The sequence below is a fragment of the Pseudomonas sp. WOUb67 genome (assembly GCF_050058005.1).
Classification (GTDB): domain Bacteria; phylum Pseudomonadota; class Gammaproteobacteria; order Pseudomonadales; family Pseudomonadaceae; genus Aquipseudomonas; species Aquipseudomonas putida_R.
On the sequence record NZ_CP170112.1, the window covers coordinates 6,415,072 to 6,432,633 of the forward strand.

A 17,562-nucleotide genomic window follows, 5' to 3' on the forward strand; every position below is an offset into this window, starting at 1 on the left:
AATTTTTTTTGAAATGAGTGTTGACAGAGGGTCCGTTCAAGAGAATAATGCGCGCCATCGGCTACATAGCTCAGTTGGTTAGAGCATAGCATTCATAATGCTGGGGTCCGGGGTTCAAGTCCCTGTGTAGCCACCAAACAAGACGAAGGGCTTACCGCAAGGTAAGCCCTTTTTCTTTGCCTGCGAAAAAGTGGTCGTCTGGCAAGACTCTCGAATACAGAAAGGCTGACGCTTGCTGGCGCTACAACGCCAACGCCAACGCCAACGCCAATGCCGTAACCACGACCACGACCACGGCGACTACCCTCAGGACCGGGCTCGCAAGGCGCTGCTGCTTTAGCACCTGCAAGGGGGCCAAGGTTTCCTGCATGCGCTGGAAGGCTTCGAGATGCTCGCTGTCCTGCGCTAACCAGACACGGAACGCTTCACGGTCGCGGCCACTGGGCTGGTCGTCAAGACGCACCAGCCATTCGGCGGCTTCGTGAAGTATTTCCGGGCTCACAGGCAAACCTCTGCGGCGACGGGTGGGGTAGGTTTCATCGCGAGACTTCGCAAATGGGAATGATTCTATTCTAAATGGCCATCACCCCAACATGCAATCGCCCCTTCAACGTATTCCGGTCACCGCCACTGCCAGACCAAGGCCGATCAGTGCCAGCCCAATGACGCGGTCCACCAGCACTTGCCGGTCGATCATCGCCTTGCGCAAGGCAGTACTGGAGAAAAACACCGCCACCAGGCTGAACCACAGCCAATGGGCAAAAGACATGAACGCGCCGTAGGTAAAAGCCAGCTTCAGCGAGCTGCCCGGTTGTACCACCTGGGTGAAAGCGCTGATGACGAACAACATGGTCTTGGGGTTGAGGGCATTGGTGAGAAAGCCCGTGCGCAGGGCTTGCAACGCGCTGGCGGCCGATTGGCTGCCACCCTCGAGGGAGATGCGCTGAGTGTTGGTAAGCGACTTGTAGCCCAGGTAGATCAGGTAACCCGCCCCCAGCACCTTCATGGCAAGGAACAGGGCCGGGCTCTGGCTGATGATCACGGCGATGCCCAACACGGTGTACAGCACGTGCACCTGCACCCCCAGGGCGATGCCCACGGCAGCCGCCAGCCCGGCCTTGCGGCCCTGTGCATAACTGCTGCGGGTGACCATGGCAAAGTCGGCGCCAGGGCTGATGACGGCGAGCAAAGTGAACAGGGCGACGGCGATGAGTTCGGTCATGCTGAGGGCTCTCGATAGGCGATGAAAATGCACAGACCGGGTGATTATCGAGCGCTTATGAACAATGAAAAATCGATTTATAGTGAGGCTTATCTGATAGCTTTACTCACAGATATGTAGAGCCTGTGCCGGCCTCTTCGCGGGTGAACCCGCTCCCACAGGGCCCCACCAGACTCAAGGAATGCGCTTTACCTGTGGGAGCGGGTTCACCCGCGAAGAGGCCGGCACAGGCCGAGAGGGATACCATGAAACTGCCACCGCTCAACGCCTTCCGCTATTTCGACATCGCCGCCCAGACCGAGAGCTTCGTGCGCGCCGCCGAGCACCTGCACGTCACCCACGGCGCGGTCAGCCGCCAAATACGCTTGCTTGAAGAAAGCCTTGGCGTGGCGCTGTTCGAACGCCGTAACCGGGCCATCTTCCTCACCTCCGCCGGCCGTGCCCTGCAAGGCACCACCCAGGCGATTTTCGAACAGCTGGAAGGCGCCGTGCAGCGCTTGCAACAACAGGCCCGCGACAATGTGCTGGTGCTGTCCTGCGAGCCGACCATCGCCATGCGCTGGCTGATCCCGCGGCTGCCCCGCTTCCATGCCGACCACCCCGACCTGCAGTTGCACCTGGTGGCCGCCGGCGGGCCGCTGGACTTCGCCCGCAGCGGTGTCGACCTGGCCATCCGCCGCGACGACTTCCACTGGGACAACCAGCTGTTCAATCAAAAAATCTGCGACGAATGGATCGGCCCGGTGTGCCACCCCACCTCCCCCACCCAGCTCGACGGCCAACGCCTGCTGCACAGCACCACCCGCCCCGCTGCCTGGCCCACCTGGCTGCGCCTCAGCGGCCAGCAGGCGCGCCACAACGAACGCAGCGACTACGAGCACTTCTACCTGACGATCCAGGCCGCCAGCGCCGGCCTGGGCCTGGCCATGGCCTCAGCCCTGATGGTGCGCGACGAACTCGACAGCGGGCAGTTGCAGGCGCCGTTCGGTTTTGTGCGCGATGGCTCGGCCTATCACCTGCTTAGCCCACAGCCCCTGGACGACAACGGCAAGCGCCAGCGCTTCGCAGAGTGGGTAATGAGCGAGTGCCAGCGCTGCCTGGTTCACTTGGGCTTGATGCAGAACGACGACCCCGCGCTGCCATCGCCGCCCCAGGTGCGATAGCCCGCGGTATCCAGATGGATGCGCCCCGACGGATAGCGCCCCAGGCCCATGCTCCACGCCTGGCCATGCTGCTGCCAGAAACGGCACAGCGGGTTGGGGTCGGCCCAGGCCGGCAGCAGGATATCGACGGCAAAGGCGCGGGTATGGGCACTGTTGGCAGCACCGCCTGCGCACGTGTTCAGACGCGGGTCGCGATAGGCCGAAACCACCTCGAACTGGCGCAGGATGTCTTGGCCGTCGAGCACCTTGATCAGCGAGAGGGTCGAGCGCACAGCCGGCCAGTTGCTGGCAGGCGGCACAGCGAAGGGCGACGCGTGGCACAGCTTCCAGTCCGAGGCCGAACGCAGCAGTTGGTGGATAGGCACTACACCGTAAAGGCGAGCATCCACCAGCATTTCACGGAAGGGACGGGTTTGATGGTCGCCGGCCCACTGGGCGAACATCCACAGGTCGCGTTCGTCGGCGTGGGCAGTGCCCGCCATCAGCAGGCCTGCCGCCAGAAGCAGTTTTTTCATTCCTTATCCATCCCTGCATAGAGAACAAAGCAAGCTACGCGGTGGATGGCGCCGACTATGCGAGGTCAGTCCTCAAGCAGGGTACAGGCCATCACCAGGGCGTCTTCACGGCCACCGGCAATCGGATAATAGTCGCGGCGGCGGCCGATTTCGTTGAAACCGTAGCGCTCGTACAAACGATAGGCCGACTGGTTGCTGGCGCGCACTTCCAGGAAGCACTCACGGCCATTGAGCTGGTAGGCCCGGGCCATCAAGTGCTCCAGCAGGCGAAGGCCCAGGCCGCGGCCCTGGTTTTCCGGTTTGACGGTGATGTTGAGCAGGTGCGCCTCGTCGATGATCACGTTGATCACACCATGGCCGACTTGCTGCTGGCCATCGAACATCAGCCAGACTTCGTACGACTTGAGCGCATCCTGAAAGATCCCGCGGGTCCAGGGGTGGCTGAAGGCGGCATATTCGATCTTCAGTACGGCTTCCAGATCCGCCTCGGTCATCGGGCGGAAACTGATCGATTCACTCATTCAACGCTCTTCCAGCGCGCCATCAGCTGGCGCATGGCTTTCCAGACGTCCGCCTTGCGCTGCGGCTCGTCCATCAACAATTCAAGGCCCGGCAACGCCCAGGCATCGCCCAGGCCATCCAGCTTCAGGGTTTGGTAATAGGCCTCGGCATCGGCATTGGCGGCAAAGCGCAGTGCCGGCAAGCCGATCAGCCACAGGCAGGTACTCGGGGCGTCTTCCAGGCGCGCCTGGACAAAGCCCTGGACGAAATCGCGCGCAGCTTCCGGGCCCTGGTCCATGTTGCCGCGTACCAGCAACGGCCAGCGCACCGGTTCGCCAATGATCTGCGGGGCGTCTGGCAGGCCTGCCGCGCGCAGCATGTCCTTGAGCAGCAGGTAGGACGGGTCGCGACTCTGGAACGGCTGGCCGGTGGTCAGCTCGACCAGCAGGAGGCAGCTGCCAGCGCGCAGCAACTGCAGCGAGAAGCGCGGTGGCGGTGGCGGTACCGGGGCCGGGCGTGGCGGTGCGGGCTGCTCCTCGGCCTCGACGGGCTTGGCGGCAGGCTTGGGCGCACTGCCCGGGCGCGGGATCTCGATTTTCGGCCGCTCACCGGAGCGGGCCTGGGGGCTGACGGGCGTTTCGTTTGCAGCCGGTGCCGGCCTGACCTCGAAATCGATGTCCTCGACCGGCGCCACCGGCAGCAGCAGCTCGGGACGCGACGGTGCGGCGAACGGCAGTTCGGCGCGCGGCAGCCAGTGCACCACTTGCATGGCGGAAAGGTAGGCGCGGCGACGGGGTTCGGTCAGCAAGGGGCGGGTATCCGGAGGGCGTCAAGACAGTTGGGCATTCTAACGTGTACGCCGTGGTTTTTGCAGCGCCTATCAGACCGAGCGCCGCGCGGGCGGCGCTCGATCTCATAACCACCACAAGACCAACGCCATACACACACAAACAAAAAGGTTATGTCTCATTACAGACCAAGGGGTGAAAACCTCCCCCCCGGATGCAGTACAATCGCCCCCTTTTTCTTGGCAACGAGTCGAAGCCAATGATCGAACCCAAGCGCGTCCTGCGCGCCCTAGCCGAACACTGGGCCCTGATCGAGCCGCTGTGCGAGCGTTTCGACCAGGGCACCCTGAGCCTGGTCGAGTTGCGCCAGCATGTGGCCCGCCAGCAGCTCGAAAGCACCCCGCAGGACATCACCCAGCTACTCGACGTGTGGATCCGCCTGGACATCCTGGTCCCGGTGGCCAAGAGCCCGAACCGCTTCGAGCTCAACGCGCAGATCCACGACTTCCTCGCCTACCTGCGCCGCGAACACCGGCTGGGCCTGTGCCTGGAGATCGAAGCCTACCTGCGCCACCTCGAACGCCTGGCCGGCCATATCCAGGACGCCTTCGACAACCGCGACAGCGACGACCTGGCGCGCCAGCTGCGCTTGCTCGACATGCGCGTGCGCGATGTGCTGAAAAAGCTCGATAACGACGAACAGGCACTGGTCGCCGTGGCCGAGCGGGCCAAGACCAGCAACCGCCAGATCCCGCTGCGCCAGCGTTACGCCGAAGTACTGGCCACCTGGGACGAATACGTCGAGCCGATGATCCAGCTGGTGAACGCCGACGGCGCCTTCGAACAGGGCGTGCGCAAGGTCGAGACCGTGCTGCTGAAGCTGCTGGGCGAACAGGCCCGCCTGGGCCACCTGGTCGACGACGACATGCTGCTGCGCACCCACGCACGCATCCTGGAAATGCAGACCAGCGCCCAGCTGACCCTGCGCCACGCCCGTGAACTGCTGCTGCCGCTGCGTGAAGAAGCCCGCCGGCACAACGCCGTGACCCGTGGCGCCGCGCTGGCCCTGTCGGTGATCCGGCGCAAGGGCATCGACGCCGTGCCGCAGGCGGCCATGCCGATGTTCACCCGCCCGCAAAGCACCTTCCTCGGCAGTGCCAGCCAGGTCGAAGCCTATGTGTACGCCCTGGCGCGCTTCGAGCCCAAGCCGGCGCGCTTCCCCAAGGCCCACAAGACCCAGTCCGGCGACCTGCCCCGTGCACCGCGCACGGTCAAGGAAATGGCCGAACGCTGCGAACGGGCCCTGCCGCTGCCCGACCTGATGGTCTGGTTGCTGGAGCAGGAACCGGAAGGCGCCACCGACGAACTGCTGTACTGGTTCTCGCGCCTGTCGCGGGAAAAGCGCTTCAAGCGCGAACGCCTCGACCGCCGCGAATACACCACCCAGGAACACCTGGTCAGCCTGCGCTCGTTCGCCCTGACCTCCAGCCGCGAAGACGCCACCCGCGCGCCGACCGAACCCAACGCGAGCCCAGCCCATGCATCTTGATCTTTCCGAACTGTCCCAGCTCGCGCCGATCTTCCGCGAGCTGTTCAAAGGCTTCCACGTCAGCCGCCGCGACCCCGAGTTGTACGCGCAGCTGTCGAACTTCCAGGACCAGTACCGCACGCTGTTCAAGGCCCTGGGCTTCGAGCTGGTGTGCGATACCCGCGGCTTCTATTACTTCGTGCCGGACATGACCGCCGCGCAGGTCAACAAGACCGCGCAGCGCCTGTCGCTGTTCACCTTCATCCTGGTCGAGCACCTGGCCGACCAGGGCCGTGACCCGATGGCCGTGCTGGATGGCGGCAGCATCGGCCGCGACGAACTGCCCTCGCTGCTGGACAAGTACCGCGACCTGTTCCTGCAGGCCGAAGTGCAGACCGTGGAAGAGCTGGAAGAAAAAATCCTGCGCCGCATGACCCAGCTCGGCTTCGCCCATGAAGAAGGCGGCATCTACCGCTTCCTACCGCCGATGCACCGCTTCCTCGATGTGTGCCTTTCGGTGCAGCAGGACCGCGACCTGGCCGCCACCCTGCACAGCGTCCTGCCGCTGCCGACCCCGGTGCTGGTCGAGGAAGAAAGCGCCGAAGAACTCAACCGCACCGACGATCCGCTCGACCTCACGCCCTTTGAAGGCGACGAAAGCGAAGAGGACGCCCTGGCCCGGGCCATCCGCGAAGAGCAACAGGAGATTGACGCATGAGCCAGGAACGCTACGGCATTCGCCGCTTTGCATTGCTCAACACCGCCGGCTACAGCCTTGGCCTGTTCCCGCTGGAGCACCCGCTGTCGGTCTACGGCGCCAACAACCTGGGTAAATCGGCGTCGATCAACGCCCTTCAGTTCCCGATCCTGGCACGCATGTCGGACATGAGCTTCGGCAAGTACAGCCTCGAGCAGTCGCGCCGCTTCTACTTCGCCAGCGACACCTCGTACATTCTCTGCGAACTGAGCCTGCCCCACGGCCCGCACGTGATCGGCGTGGTCGGCCGCGGCCCGGGCGGCGGTTTCGGCCACCAGTTCTTCGCCTACAAAGGCGAACTGGACCTGGCCCACTACCAGAAGAACGACACCTGCCTGCGCCAGAAAGAGCTGTTCACCAACCTGGAGCGGCTGGGCATCAAGGCCTACGAGCTGAAGCCGGACGAACTGCGCCGCCTGCTGGTTGGCGGCCACACTTCGGTGCCGCTGGACCTGACCATGATCCCGCTGCGCTCCACCAGCGAGCAAAGCCTGAAAACCTTCCGCGCGCTGTTCATCAACCTGCTGCACATGCGCGAAATCACCGCGGCCAAGCTCAAGCAGCTGTTCCTTGATGCCTTCGAGCACAGCCTGCGTTCGGGCAGCGTCGACTACATCGCCGCGTGCGAGGAAGCCTTCCGCGACGTCCGCCGCATGGAACAGGACTACAACGCCCTGGTCGCTGCCGGCCCGCTGGTCGAGGCCCTGGCCGGTGGTGTCGCCCAGCGCGACATCCTGCGCGGCAAGCTGCACCGCATTTCGCCGGTGCTCGATACCCTGCTGGGCACCTGGCAGGAATACGCCATGGCGCGCAAGGAAGAGCTGGTCATCCAGTCCGAGCACTACCGTGGCGAGCAGGACCGCCTGCAGAACGACCAGCGCGGCGGCACCCAGGAGCTGATGCGCCTGGAGCGTGAAATCACCGGTATCCAGCGCTGGCTGGGCGAGCTGTCGGTGCTCAAGCACCGCTTTGCCCTGGTCGACGACGTCAAGGTACTGGAGCAGCAACTGCTGGCGGCCAAGGATGCCCACGACGAACTGGCCGGCGCCCTGGCGCAGTCGCGCCAGTTCAGTGCCGAAGACCTGGATGAGCGCGTACGCGACCTGGAAAAACGCCTGAAGCAGGTCAAGCAGCAGCTGGACCACGCTGACAACAACAGCTACGCCCGCCTGCGCGAAGAGTTCTCGCAGCAGGACGTCGACCGCCTGATGCGCCTGTTCAACGGTGCACTGTTCAGCCTACCGCTGGGCGACCGTGGCATCGAGCTGGACGACAGCGCCCTGTGGGTAAAATCGCTGGAAGCGGTGCTGGACGGTTTCAAGGGCGAGCGCTTCGAAGCCCCGGGCCTGTCCATCGACCTCACCCACATCGACCCACCGGCGCTGCAAGCCCTGGCCGACCGCGCCGCCCTGCGCGACCAGAAAGAGCGCCTGGAAAAAGAGCTGAAACAGCTCAAGACCCAGCAGGCGGTAACCGCCGACCGCACCGCCTCGAAGGCGCAGACCGAAACCCTGTACCAGCAGGTGCTGGACGCGCAGAAGGCGCTGGAAGACTTCCGCCGCAGCGAAACCCTGGCCGCCGAAGAGCCCGAGAAGCTGGAACAGCTGTCACAACTGGAAGCCGCCCAGGACGAACTCAAGCGCTCCAGTGATGCCTTCACCGAGCGCGTCCAGCAGCTGTCGGCCAAGCTGCAGCTGGTCGGCCGCCAGATCGGTGACCTCGAGTCCAAGCAGCGCACCCTGGAAGACGCCCTGCGCCGTCGCCAGCTGCTACCGGCCGACCTGCCTTACGGCACCCCGTTCATGGAAGCCATCGACGACTCGATGGACAACCTGCTCCCTCTGCTCAACGACTACCAGGACAGCTGGCAGGGCCTGCAACGGGTAGACAACCAGATCGAGGCGCTGTACGCCCAGGTGCGCCTGAAAGGCGTGGCCAAGTTCGACAGCGAAGACGATATGGAGCGCCGCCTGCAGCTGCTGGTGAACGCCTATGCGCACCGTACCGAAGAAGCCCTGACCCTGGCCAAGGCACGCCGCGCCGCGGTCACCGACATCGCCCGTACCCTGCGCAACATCCGCAGCGACTACGACAGCCTCGAGCACCAGCTGGCCCTGTTCAACCGCGAGATCAACAAGCGCCAGGTTTCCAACCTGGAGAGCTTCCGCGTGGTGCTGGCGCCGAACAAGGAAGCGCTCAAGCACATCGACCAGATCATCCACAGCGCCGGCCAGTACGAAGAAGGCGAAACCCTGTCGGTGTTCGACCTGACCCAAAGCGCCGAGCAGGACAACAAGAACGAAGAGGCCAAGGAATACCTGGCACGCCTTGTGGCAGCCAACCACAACCAGCTGGGCCTGAAAGACCTGTTCGAGCTGGCGTTCGAGATCACCAAGGTCAACGGCCAGCCGATCATCCACGCCGACATCGACGGCGCTGCGTCCAACGGCACCACCATGACCATCAAGGCGCTGACCAACATGTACTTGTTGCTGCACCTGATGGACCGCGACCTGGCCGGGCGCATCCGCCTGCCGTACTACCTGGACGAAGCAGCGGACATCGACGAACGCAACCAGGCGGCGCTGCTTGAGACCAGTTTGCAGCTGGGCTTCGTACCGATTCTGGCGAGTGTGAAGCCACAGGTATCGGCGCACGTGGCGATCGACCTGGAAGGTGGCAGCGGGCCGAACGGCATCTACATCGACGAGGCGGACTGGAAGTTCATCAGCCGGCTGGATGAGGTGAGGAAGGTTGTGCGTGAGGATCAGGCCGAAGAGTTGGCCTGAGGAATCTGGGGCCGCTTTGCGGCCCATTCGCAGCACAAGGCTGCTCCTACAGGGGTATTCGTTTCCCTGTAGGAGCAGCCTTGTGCTGCGAATGGAGGCCAAAGCCTCCCAATTACATCAATGCGCCCAAGGCAGGATCGGAATCGCGGTCACCGCATTCTGCGGGCTGCCTTCGATCATGCGGTCGCTGTACACCAGGTACACCAACGTATTGCGCTTCTTGTCCAAAAAGCGCACCACCTGCATGGTCTTGAACACCAGCGAGGTGCGTTCCTTGAACACTTCCTCGCCATCCTTCAGCTCGCCCTTGAAGTTGATCGGCCCGACCTGACGGCAGGCAATCGACGCCTCCGCACGGTCCTCCGCCAGCCCCAAGCCACCCTTCATGCCGCCAGTCTTGGCCCGCGACAGGTAGCAGGTCACGCCCTCGACCTTGGGATCGTCAAACGCTTCGACCACGATGCGGTCGTTCGGCCCCAGGAACTTGAACACAGTGGACACCTGGCCAACTTCCTCGGCCCCAGCCAGCATCGGCAGCGCCAGCGCCACCACGGCAATCACCCGCTTGAACAGGCTCATACCAGCACCAGATTGTCGCGGTGCACCAGCTCGGGCTCGGCGCTATAGCCAAGGACCGACTCGATGCTATCAGACGACTGACCGATGATCTTCTGCGCCTCCAGGGCGCTGTAGTTGGCCAGCCCGCGGGCCACCTCAATACCGTCCGGGCCGACGCACACCACCATCTCGCCACGGCGGAAGCTGCCCTGCACGGTCTTCACACCAACCGGCAACAGGCTCTTGTTGGCCTGGCGCAGCGCCTGCACGGCGCCGGCATCCAGCACCAGGGTGCCACGGGTCTGCAGGTGGCCGGCCAGCCACTGCTTGCGCGCTGCGAGCATGCCGCGCTCGGGCGACAGCAAGGTACCCAGGCGCTCGCCCGCCTTCAGGCGGTCCAGCACGCGCTCGATGCGGCCACCGATGATGATGGTGTGGGCACCGGAACGGGCGGCCAGGCGTGCGGCACGCAGTTTGGTCTGCATGCCGCCACGGCCCAGGGCACCACCGGTACCACCGGCCACGGCATCCAGCGTCGGGTCGTCGGCGCGGGCTTCGTAGATCAGCTGGGCTTCGGGGTTGTTGCGCGGGTCGGCGTCGAACATGCCGTCGCGGTCGGTGAGGATTACCAGCAGGTCAGCCTCGACCAGGTTGGCCACCAGCGCCGCCAGGGTGTCGTTGTCGCCGAAGCGGATTTCGTCGGTGACCACGGTGTCGTTTTCGTTGATCACCGGTACCACGCCCAGGTCGACCAAGGTGCGCAGGGTGCTGCGGGCGTTCAGGTAACGCTTGCGGTCGGACAGGTCGTCATGGGTCAGCAGGATTTGCGCGGTGTGCTTGCCGTGCTCGCCGAAGCTCGACTCCCAGGCCTGCACCAGGCGCATCTGGCCGAGCGCGGCAGCGGCCTGCAGCTCGTTCATCGCGCTCGGTCGCGACGTCCAGCCCAGCTGGCTCATGCCGGCAGCCACGGCCCCGGAGGAGACCAGTACCAACTCCACGCCTGCCTCACGCAGCGCGACCATCTGCTCGACCCAAACGGCCATGGCGCCGCGGTCGAGGCCCTTGCCATCGGCGGTCAGCAGAGCACTGCCAATCTTCACGACCCAGCGCTTGGCGCCCGTCACCTTGCTTCGCATCTTCTTCCAACCTATGTCGAATCTGTAGATACCGTGGATACAAAAACGCCGCTCCAGAGAGCGGCGTTTAGTGTACTGCAACCGGTCAGTCGCGCACGTAAATGATTTCCGGGCCGTCTTCGTCGTCCTCGAAATCATCGTCCCAACCGTCATCGTCGCCGATGTCGTGCACGCTCTTGACGCCAGTACGGCGCAGGGTACGCGCGTCGTCCAGGGCCTGCAGCTGGGCACGGGCTTCGTCTTCGATGCGCTGGTCGAGGTCGGCCAGCTCAGCGGCGTAGGCCGGGTCGTTGGCCAGGCGGTCGGCGCGGTCTTCGAGGTAGCGCATCAGGTCGTGGCTGAGCTTGTCGGTACCCTGCTTGGAAATAGCCGAGATCACGTAGACCGGGCCTTCCCACTCCAGGCGATCGATCACTTCCTGAACACGCTCATCGCGCTCGTCGTCCATGACCATGTCCGACTTGTTCAGCACCAGCCAACGCTCACGCTCGGCCAGCGACGGGCTGAAGCGGGTCAGCTCGTTGACGATCACTTCGGCAGCATCGGCCGGGCTGCTTTCGTCCAGCGGCGCGATGTCCACCAGGTGCAGCAGCACGCGGGTACGCGCCAGGTGCTTGAGGAAGCGGATACCCAGGCCGGCACCGTCGGAAGCGCCTTCGATCAGGCCGGGGATGTCGGCGATGACAAAGCTCTTCCAGCGGTCGACGCTGACCACGCCCAGGTTTGGCACCAGGGTGGTGAACGGGTAGTCGGCCACTTTCGGCTTGGCGGCCGAGACCGAGCGGATGAAGGTACTCTTGCCGGCGTTCGGCAGGCCCAGCAGGCCAACGTCAGCCAGCACCTTCATTTCCATCTTCAGGTCGCGCTGGTCACCCGGCTTGCCTGGTGTGGTCTGGCGCGGTGCACGGTTGGTGCTGGACTTGAAACGGGTGTTGCCCAGGCCGTGCCAGCCGCCTTGGGCGACCATCAGCTTCTGGCCAGGGGTGACCAGGTCACCGATCACTTCCTGGGTGGAAGCGTCAATCACGGTAGTACCGACCGGCACGCGCAGGAACAGGTCTTCACCCTTCTTGCCGGTGCAGTCGGTGCTGCCGCCATTGGAGCCGCGCTGGGCTTCGTGGTGACGGGTGTAGCGGTAGTCGACCAGGGTGTTCAGGTTTTCATCGGCAACCATGTACACCGAGCCGCCGTCACCACCGTCACCGCCGTTGGGGCCACCGTTCTCGATGAACTTCTCGCGACGGAAGCTCATGCAACCGTTGCCGCCGTCACCGGCCTTGACCCGAATCGATACTTCGTCAACAAACTTCATTAAAACCGCCTCTCGTCGGTAGACGAGTTGAATGAATCAAAAACATGAGGCTCTTGCAAAAATGAGCGCGGCGGCCCCGTACGACCGTAGAAACCAACGCCGGCAACCCAGACAAACAGCTTTGCAAGAGGCTCACCACAAACGAAAAAGCCCCGTCGCATGACGGGGCTTCTGGAGCGACGTCGCGATTAAGCGGCGACGATGCTCACGTAACGGCGCATGAACTCGCCTTTCTTCTCGAACTTGATCACGCCTTCGATCTTGGCGAACAAGGTGTGGTCCTTGCCCATGCCAACGCCGTAGCCAGCGTGGAATTCAGTGCCGCGCTGACGGACGATGATGTTGCCTGGCTTGATAACCTGGCCGCCATACATCTTCACGCCAAGGCGTTTAGATTCTGAGTCGCGACCGTTACGAGTACTACCACCAGCCTTCTTGTGAGCCATGGTTCAATTCTCCAAATAAATTCAGGGGATCTAGGGGATTAAGCCTGGATGCCGGTGATTTTGATCTCGGTGAACCACTGGCGGTGGCCCATACGCTTCATGTGGTGCTTACGACGACGGAACTTGATGATGCGAACCTTGTCGTGGCGGCCTTGCGAAACGACTTCGGCCACTACTTTAGCGCCAGCAACAACTGGAGCACCGATGGTGACTTCTTCACCGTTGGCGACCAGCAGAACGCGATCGAAAGTCACGGATTCGCCAGTGGCGACTTCCAGTTTTTCGATCTTGAGGAATTCACCTTCAGCGACTTTGTACTGCTTGCCGCCGGTAACGATTACTGCGTAAGACATGGTATTTCTCCGATAATCCTGCTCACCCAGCGCTTTATATGATGAGTATTGGCTGGCATGGCTGCACAAGGCTGGAACGGCCCGGCGCAATTGCGTAAGGCAGGTGCTGCCCAGGAAGTTAGGGTGCGCGATTGTACGCAACCCTGGTTTTGCTTGCAAGTGCCGCCCCCGGCCCGCTGGCACCGCGCCTTGACACACCGGTACCCGCGACCTAGCATGCCGCGCAACCTCACTGGAGCAGCCGATGCAACCCCAAACCTTCTACCGCGCGGTGGCTGATGATTTCAGCGCCGTCGACGAGATCATCAAGAAGCAGCTGACCTCGCGCGTGCCGCTGGTATCGAAGATCGGCGACTATATCACGTCGGCCGGTGGCAAGCGCCTGCGCCCCCTGCTGGTACTGCTGTGTGGCAAGGCCCTGGGCCGCGAAGGCGACGACCTGCGCCTGCTGGCTGCCACCATCGAATTCCTGCACACCGCCACCCTGCTGCACGACGACGTGGTCGACATGTCCGGCATGCGCCGTGGCCGCTCCACCGCCAACGCCCTGTGGGGCAACGCGCCGAGCGTGCTGGTGGGCGACTTCCTTTATTCGCGCTCGTTCGAAATGATGGTCGAACTGGGTTCGATGCCGGTCATGCAGATCCTGTCCAAGGCCACCCGCGTGATTGCCGAAGGTGAAGTGCTGCAGTTGTCGCGTGTACGCGATGCCAGCACCACCGAGGAAATCTACATGGAGGTCATCCGCGGCAAGACCGCGATGCTGTTCGAAGCCTCGACCCACAGCGCCGCCGCGCTGGCCGAAGCCACCGACGAGCAGCGCGAAGCCCTGCGCACCTTCGGTGACCACCTGGGCGTGGCCTTCCAGCTGGTCGACGACCTGCTGGACTACAAGGGCGACTCGCAAACCCTGGGCAAGAACGTCGGTGACGACCTGGCCGAGGGCAAGCCTACCCTGCCGCTGATCTACACCATGCGCGAAGGCACTGCCGAGCAGGCTGCGCTGGTACGCCAGGCGATCCAGAAAGGTGGCCTTGAGGACCTGGAGCAGATCCGCGTGGCGGTCGAAGCGTCGGGCGCGCTGAAGTACACCGCAGAGCTGGCGCGCGACTATGTGAAGCGGGCCATTGCCTGCCTCGAAGTGCTGCCGGCCAGCGAATACCGGGATGCCCTGGTCGAGCTGAGCGAGTTTGCTGTAGCTCGTACTCACTGATAGACCGAGTCAAATTCTTCGCGGGTAAACCCGCTCCCACAGGGACCGCGCAAGCCTCAAAGGTAGCGCACATTCTGTGGGAGCGGGTTTACCCGCGAATGCTTTTGTCCGGACATAATCACTTCTGGGAAAATACCTTTTACAATGTGGGTTTTTAACCGCCCGTCTGTTTGTTTGAGGAACCGAAGTGAGCACTCTGCCAGCCTGCCCAAAATGCAACTCCGAATACACCTATGAGGATGGCACTCAGCTGATCTGCCCCGAATGCGCCCACGAGTGGTCGGCCAGTGGTGACGCCGAAGCGGCCAGCGACGAGGCGGTGAAGAAAGATTCGGTCGGCAACATCCTGCAGGACGGCGACACCGTCACCGTGATCAAGGACCTCAAGGTCAAGGGTTCGTCCCTGGTGGTCAAGGTCGGCACCAAGGTCAAGAACATCCGCCTGTGCGACGGCGACCACGATATCGACTGCAAAATCGACGGCATCGGCGCCATGAAGCTGAAGTCCGAGTTCGTTCGCAAAGTCTGATTACACAAAAATCTGCCAATTGGCGCTTGCTATTCTGATAATAAGAATTATTCTCATTGGAACTGGTTTCCAAGGAGAATAGCCATGACTTATCTGATTGACGCCTGGCTTGACCGCCCCCATCCCTACCTGCGCATCCTTCATCGCGAAACCGGCGAAGTGTGCGCGGTGCTTGAAGAAGAAGCGCTCGATGAGCTGCGTGACCAGGGCGACCTGGACATGAGCGGGCTGAATTCGAGTGAACCGGGGGTGCTGAAGGAGTTGGTGCGGAATTTGTTTCTGTTCTGCTATGCGCGGGCATTGCGCCCGATGGGAACGGATTGGAACTGACAGATCTGGCGAGGGCTTCGCCCTCGTTCGCGGCACAAGGCCGCTCCTACAGGGGTACGCATTTACCCATGGATATGCGTACCCCTGTAGGAGCGGCCTTGTGCCGCGAATGGGCCGCAAAGCGGCCCCGGCGGTATTACAGAACGTCGAGCAGCTCGACGTCGAACACCAGCACGCTGTGCGGCGGGATGCTGCCAACGCCTTGAGCGCCGTAGGCCAGCTCGCTCGGCACGTACAGGCGCCATTTGCTGCCGGCATTCATCAGCTGCAGGGCTTCGGTCCAGCCAGCAATCACGCCGCCAACCGGGAATTCAGCCGGCTGGCCACGCTCGTAGGAGCTGTCGAACACGGTGCCGTCTATCAGGGTGCCGTGGTAGTGCGTACGCACGTTGTCTTCGCGGGTCGGCTTGGCGCCTTCACCTGCGGTCAGTACTTCGAACTGCAGGCCCGAAGCCAGGGTGGTGATGCCATCACGCTTGGCGTTTTCGGCCAGGAATTCCTTGCCAGCGCCAGCAGCGGCTTCAGCCTTGGCAGCCGCTTCGGCTTGCATGATGTCGCGGATCACTTTGAAGCTGGCCGACAGGTCGGCTTCGCTGACGCGGCTGTCGGCGCCGTTGAAGGCGTCGGTCAGGCCGGCCAGGATGGCTTCCAGGCTAACACCTGGTGGCGGGTTGTCGCGCAGCTGACCGCCCAGCTGACGGCCGATACCGTAGCTGACGCGCGTTTCGTCGGTAGACAGATTGAGTTCGGACATTGTCGTGCTCCACTGCAGGGCGCAGTGCAGCCGCGCCCTTGATGAAAAGGGCGAGCAGCCTAGCACACTGGGAAGCTGCGAGCAGCTACCAGGCCGAACGCTGGGAAATCGGCACCTTGAGGTCTTCTTCGGGGTGCGAGCCCATGCCGCACATCTCATCCTGCACCGACCAGTGCACCAGGTTCATCGAGACCATGGGGATGGTTTGCAGCAACTTGCGGGCATCCTCCACCGAGTGTACGCGCAAGCGCTCGCCACGGGTGTCAGACAGCGGGTGTGCGCGCCCTTTGAGCCGGGCTTCAATGAGGTAGTCGCCGCCTTCGATGGCGATCAGGTTCACTTCGTCGACATGGCCAGCCCTGGCCTCGAGATTGAGCTGATGCAGGTTCATGTAAGCACCTCGCGATGAGAACCACGCATGAGTGCTCATTTTTTGTACAGGCGAGCCTAAAGCACAAGCCAGAAACGACACCGCCCGTCCGTTTTGCAACAGACGGGCGGTGCAGGCCGCAACCGGGCTCAGTGCTTGGTCAGCTTGTCCAGGTAACCCATGCAGAACGCCGAAACCACAAAGGTCATGTGGATGATCACGTACCACATCAGGTAGTCGGTGGAGATGTTCTGCGCATCCATGAACACCCGCAGCAGGTGAATCGACGAGATCGCCACGATCGACGCAGCCACCTTCATCTTCAGCGACGAGGAGTCCATCTTGCCCAGCCAGTTGAGCTTTTCCTTGCTGTCGTCGATGTCCAGTTGCGAGACGAAGTTCTCGTAGCCGGAGATCATCACCATCACCAGCAGGCCACCCACCAGCGACATGTCGATCAGCGAGAGGATCACCAGGATCAGGTCAGCTTCGCTCAGGGCAAAGACGTTGGGCAGGACGTGGACCACTTCCTGGAAGAATTTCAGCGCCAGGGCCAGCAGGCCGAGGGACAGGCCGAAGTAGATCGGTGCGAGCAGCCAGCGCGAGGCATACATCGCGTTTTCGAGAATACGTTCCATGGAGGGTTTGGGACTCGTCAGGTGACTAAAAAAACGACAGCGAGTATAGCCAGCCACCTGTTACAGCAAAAGCCCGGTGAATGGGGGCTGCTTTGCAGCCCATTCGCAGCACAAGGCTGCTCCTACAAGGGACCGCGATCTCCTGTCGGAGCAGCCTTGTGCTGCGAATGGGCCGCAAGGCGGCCCCCTGCATCAATCAGGTCTCAGGATGAAACTGGTAATCCCCCAGGTTCCGGCACCGCTCGCCGTTGATCCGCCGCAACTGCGCCTGCAAATGCAAACACCAGATCTGCGGGTCTTCGGACACCTGGTAACCATGCAAGGTCAGGCTGTCGACAATGGCATTGAGCACCGATTCGGCCACCATCGGCCCATGAAACGGGCCTTGGGCCTTGATTGCGGAAGGTTGCTCACCGGCCATGCCGGCGGCGAACAGCAGCGTCCACATGCCGTTATCCCCGGCCAGTGGGCGAATGCTGCATTCGATGCGGGTCACCAGGCCCAGGCACTGGCGTGTGAGGCTGAGGTTGCGCATGGCCGCGTCCCCTCCAATAAGCCTTGTTCAGCCTGAGCACCAGGCTGTTTCCATCCTGAACGCTGATACTGTCCTTAAGTTCCAGCATAGAATAACAGCCCAGAAAGATGGAAAACCGGCGCTGA

21 protein-coding genes and 1 tRNA gene are annotated in these 17,562 nt (G+C 62.7%); 8 read left to right on the forward strand and 14 right to left on the reverse strand.

What is annotated here, in order from left to right:
- The first annotated feature begins 59 nt into the window (after positions 1–59).
- Positions 60–136, forward strand: a tRNA-Met gene (locus ABOC32_RS28370).
- Positions 137–241: 105 nt separating this feature from the next.
- On the opposite strand, the gene ABOC32_RS28375 is transcribed toward ABOC32_RS28370, so the two are convergent.
- Together ABOC32_RS28375 and ABOC32_RS28380 are read right to left on the reverse strand one after the other, a co-directional pair.
- Complete coding sequence (locus ABOC32_RS28375; RefSeq protein ID WP_426809702.1) at positions 242–502, reverse strand: FecR/PupR family sigma factor regulator; 261 nt, start codon at positions 500–502, stop codon at positions 242–244.
- Between the two features lie 105 nt (positions 503–607).
- Positions 608–1,222: a LysE family translocator gene (locus tag ABOC32_RS28380; protein WP_426809703.1), complete on the reverse strand. Its 615-nt coding sequence runs from the start codon at positions 1,220–1,222 to the stop codon at positions 608–610.
- A gap of 245 nt (positions 1,223–1,467) precedes the next feature.
- Here ABOC32_RS28380 and ABOC32_RS28385 point away from each other — a divergent pair, with 245 nt between their 5' ends.
- On the forward strand, positions 1,468–2,385 hold the full coding sequence (locus ABOC32_RS28385; RefSeq protein ID WP_426809704.1) for a LysR substrate-binding domain-containing protein: 918 nt from the start codon (positions 1,468–1,470) through the stop codon (positions 2,383–2,385).
- On the opposite strand, the gene ABOC32_RS28390 is transcribed toward ABOC32_RS28385, so the two are convergent.
- The 3 genes from ABOC32_RS28390 to ABOC32_RS28400 all read right to left on the reverse strand — a co-directional run bounded on the left by ABOC32_RS28390 (position 2,325) and on the right by ABOC32_RS28400 (position 4,209).
- Positions 2,325–2,900 carry a D-Ala-D-Ala carboxypeptidase family metallohydrolase gene (locus ABOC32_RS28390; RefSeq protein ID WP_426809705.1) on the reverse strand — a complete coding sequence of 192 codons (576 nt, stop codon included), beginning with the start codon at positions 2,898–2,900 and terminating at the stop codon, positions 2,325–2,327. The genes ABOC32_RS28385 and ABOC32_RS28390 overlap by 61 nt on opposite strands.
- Positions 2,901–2,965: 65 nt before the next feature.
- Positions 2,966–3,421 carry a ribosomal protein S18-alanine N-acetyltransferase gene (gene rimI / locus ABOC32_RS28395; protein WP_016484839.1) on the reverse strand — a complete coding sequence of 152 codons (456 nt, stop codon included), beginning with the start codon at positions 3,419–3,421 and terminating at the stop codon, positions 2,966–2,968.
- On the reverse strand, positions 3,418–4,209 hold the full coding sequence (locus ABOC32_RS28400) for an energy transducer TonB (protein WP_426809706.1): 792 nt from the start codon (positions 4,207–4,209) through the stop codon (positions 3,418–3,420). Before ABOC32_RS28400 ends, rimI begins: the two co-directional genes overlap by 4 nt.
- A gap of 239 nt (positions 4,210–4,448) precedes the next feature.
- Between ABOC32_RS28400 and mksB the strand changes: the two genes are divergently transcribed.
- The 3 genes from mksB to mksF are packed head-to-tail and all read left to right on the forward strand — an operon-like array spanning position 4,449 to position 9,263.
- Entirely contained in the window at positions 4,449–5,738 is a 1,290-nt protein-coding gene (gene mksB, locus ABOC32_RS28405; protein WP_426809707.1) for an Mks condensin complex protein MksB, read from the forward strand.
- Positions 5,728–6,435, forward strand: a complete 708-nt coding sequence (mksE, locus tag ABOC32_RS28410; RefSeq protein ID WP_426809708.1) for an Mks condensin complex protein MksE — start codon at positions 5,728–5,730, stop codon at positions 6,433–6,435. Before mksB ends, mksE begins: the two co-directional genes overlap by 11 nt.
- Positions 6,432–9,263, forward strand: a complete 2,832-nt coding sequence (gene mksF / locus ABOC32_RS28415; RefSeq protein WP_086978224.1) for an Mks condensin complex protein MksF — start codon at positions 6,432–6,434, stop codon at positions 9,261–9,263. The genes mksE and mksF overlap by 4 nt, the downstream gene beginning before the upstream one ends.
- A gap of 117 nt (positions 9,264–9,380) precedes the next feature.
- Here mksF and ABOC32_RS28420 read toward each other — a convergent pair whose 3' ends face one another.
- The 5 genes from ABOC32_RS28420 to rplU form a co-directional block, all read right to left on the reverse strand.
- On the reverse strand, positions 9,381–9,842 hold the full coding sequence (locus tag ABOC32_RS28420; protein ID WP_049278050.1) for a CreA family protein: 462 nt from the start codon (positions 9,840–9,842) through the stop codon (positions 9,381–9,383).
- Positions 9,839–10,957: a glutamate 5-kinase gene (proB, locus tag ABOC32_RS28425; RefSeq protein ID WP_426809709.1), complete on the reverse strand. Its 1,119-nt coding sequence runs from the start codon at positions 10,955–10,957 to the stop codon at positions 9,839–9,841. Before proB ends, ABOC32_RS28420 begins: the two co-directional genes overlap by 4 nt.
- Positions 10,958–11,042: 85 nt before the next feature.
- Positions 11,043–12,269 carry an Obg family GTPase CgtA gene (gene cgtA / locus ABOC32_RS28430; protein ID WP_043198765.1) on the reverse strand — a complete coding sequence of 409 codons (1,227 nt, stop codon included), beginning with the start codon at positions 12,267–12,269 and terminating at the stop codon, positions 11,043–11,045.
- A gap of 188 nt (positions 12,270–12,457) precedes the next feature.
- The gene (rpmA, locus tag ABOC32_RS28435) at positions 12,458–12,715 is read right to left on the reverse strand and encodes a 50S ribosomal protein L27 (RefSeq protein ID WP_003247464.1); all 258 of its coding nucleotides are present in this window, start codon (positions 12,713–12,715) and stop codon (positions 12,458–12,460) included.
- 38 nt (positions 12,716–12,753) lie between these two features.
- Positions 12,754–13,068 (reverse strand): 50S ribosomal protein L21, encoded by a 315-nt coding sequence (gene rplU / locus ABOC32_RS28440; protein WP_003247466.1) that lies wholly within the window; start codon positions 13,066–13,068, stop codon positions 12,754–12,756.
- 244 nt (positions 13,069–13,312) lie between these two features.
- Here rplU and ABOC32_RS28445 point away from each other — a divergent pair, with 244 nt between their 5' ends.
- The 3 genes from ABOC32_RS28445 (at position 13,313) to ABOC32_RS28455 (ending at position 15,140) form a co-directional block, all read left to right on the forward strand.
- On the forward strand, positions 13,313–14,281 hold the full coding sequence (locus tag ABOC32_RS28445) for a polyprenyl synthetase family protein (protein WP_016501544.1): 969 nt from the start codon (positions 13,313–13,315) through the stop codon (positions 14,279–14,281).
- Between the two features lie 187 nt (positions 14,282–14,468).
- A complete protein-coding gene (locus ABOC32_RS28450) occupies positions 14,469–14,810 on the forward strand; it encodes a zinc ribbon domain-containing protein YjdM (RefSeq protein ID WP_043198767.1) in 342 nt (113 codons plus the stop codon).
- Positions 14,811–14,894: 84 nt separating this feature from the next.
- Positions 14,895–15,140 (forward strand): hypothetical protein, encoded by a 246-nt coding sequence (locus ABOC32_RS28455; RefSeq protein ID WP_016484829.1) that lies wholly within the window; start codon positions 14,895–14,897, stop codon positions 15,138–15,140.
- A 136-nt stretch (positions 15,141–15,276) separates the two neighbouring features.
- Here the strand turns inward: ABOC32_RS28455 and ABOC32_RS28460 are convergent, their stop codons facing one another.
- The 4 genes from ABOC32_RS28460 to ABOC32_RS28475 form a co-directional block, all read right to left on the reverse strand.
- The gene (locus ABOC32_RS28460; RefSeq protein ID WP_016484828.1) at positions 15,277–15,894 is read right to left on the reverse strand and encodes an FKBP-type peptidyl-prolyl cis-trans isomerase; all 618 of its coding nucleotides are present in this window, start codon (positions 15,892–15,894) and stop codon (positions 15,277–15,279) included.
- Between the two features lie 85 nt (positions 15,895–15,979).
- A complete protein-coding gene (locus tag ABOC32_RS28465; RefSeq protein WP_016501545.1) occupies positions 15,980–16,285 on the reverse strand; it encodes a DUF6482 family protein in 306 nt (101 codons plus the stop codon).
- Between the two features lie 128 nt (positions 16,286–16,413).
- On the reverse strand, positions 16,414–16,902 hold the full coding sequence (locus ABOC32_RS28470; protein WP_016501546.1) for a TIGR00645 family protein: 489 nt from the start codon (positions 16,900–16,902) through the stop codon (positions 16,414–16,416).
- Positions 16,903–17,098: 196 nt separating this feature from the next.
- A complete protein-coding gene (locus ABOC32_RS28475) occupies positions 17,099–17,437 on the reverse strand; it encodes a hypothetical protein (RefSeq protein ID WP_043198769.1) in 339 nt (112 codons plus the stop codon).
- Between the last annotated feature and the right edge of the window lie 125 nt (positions 17,438–17,562).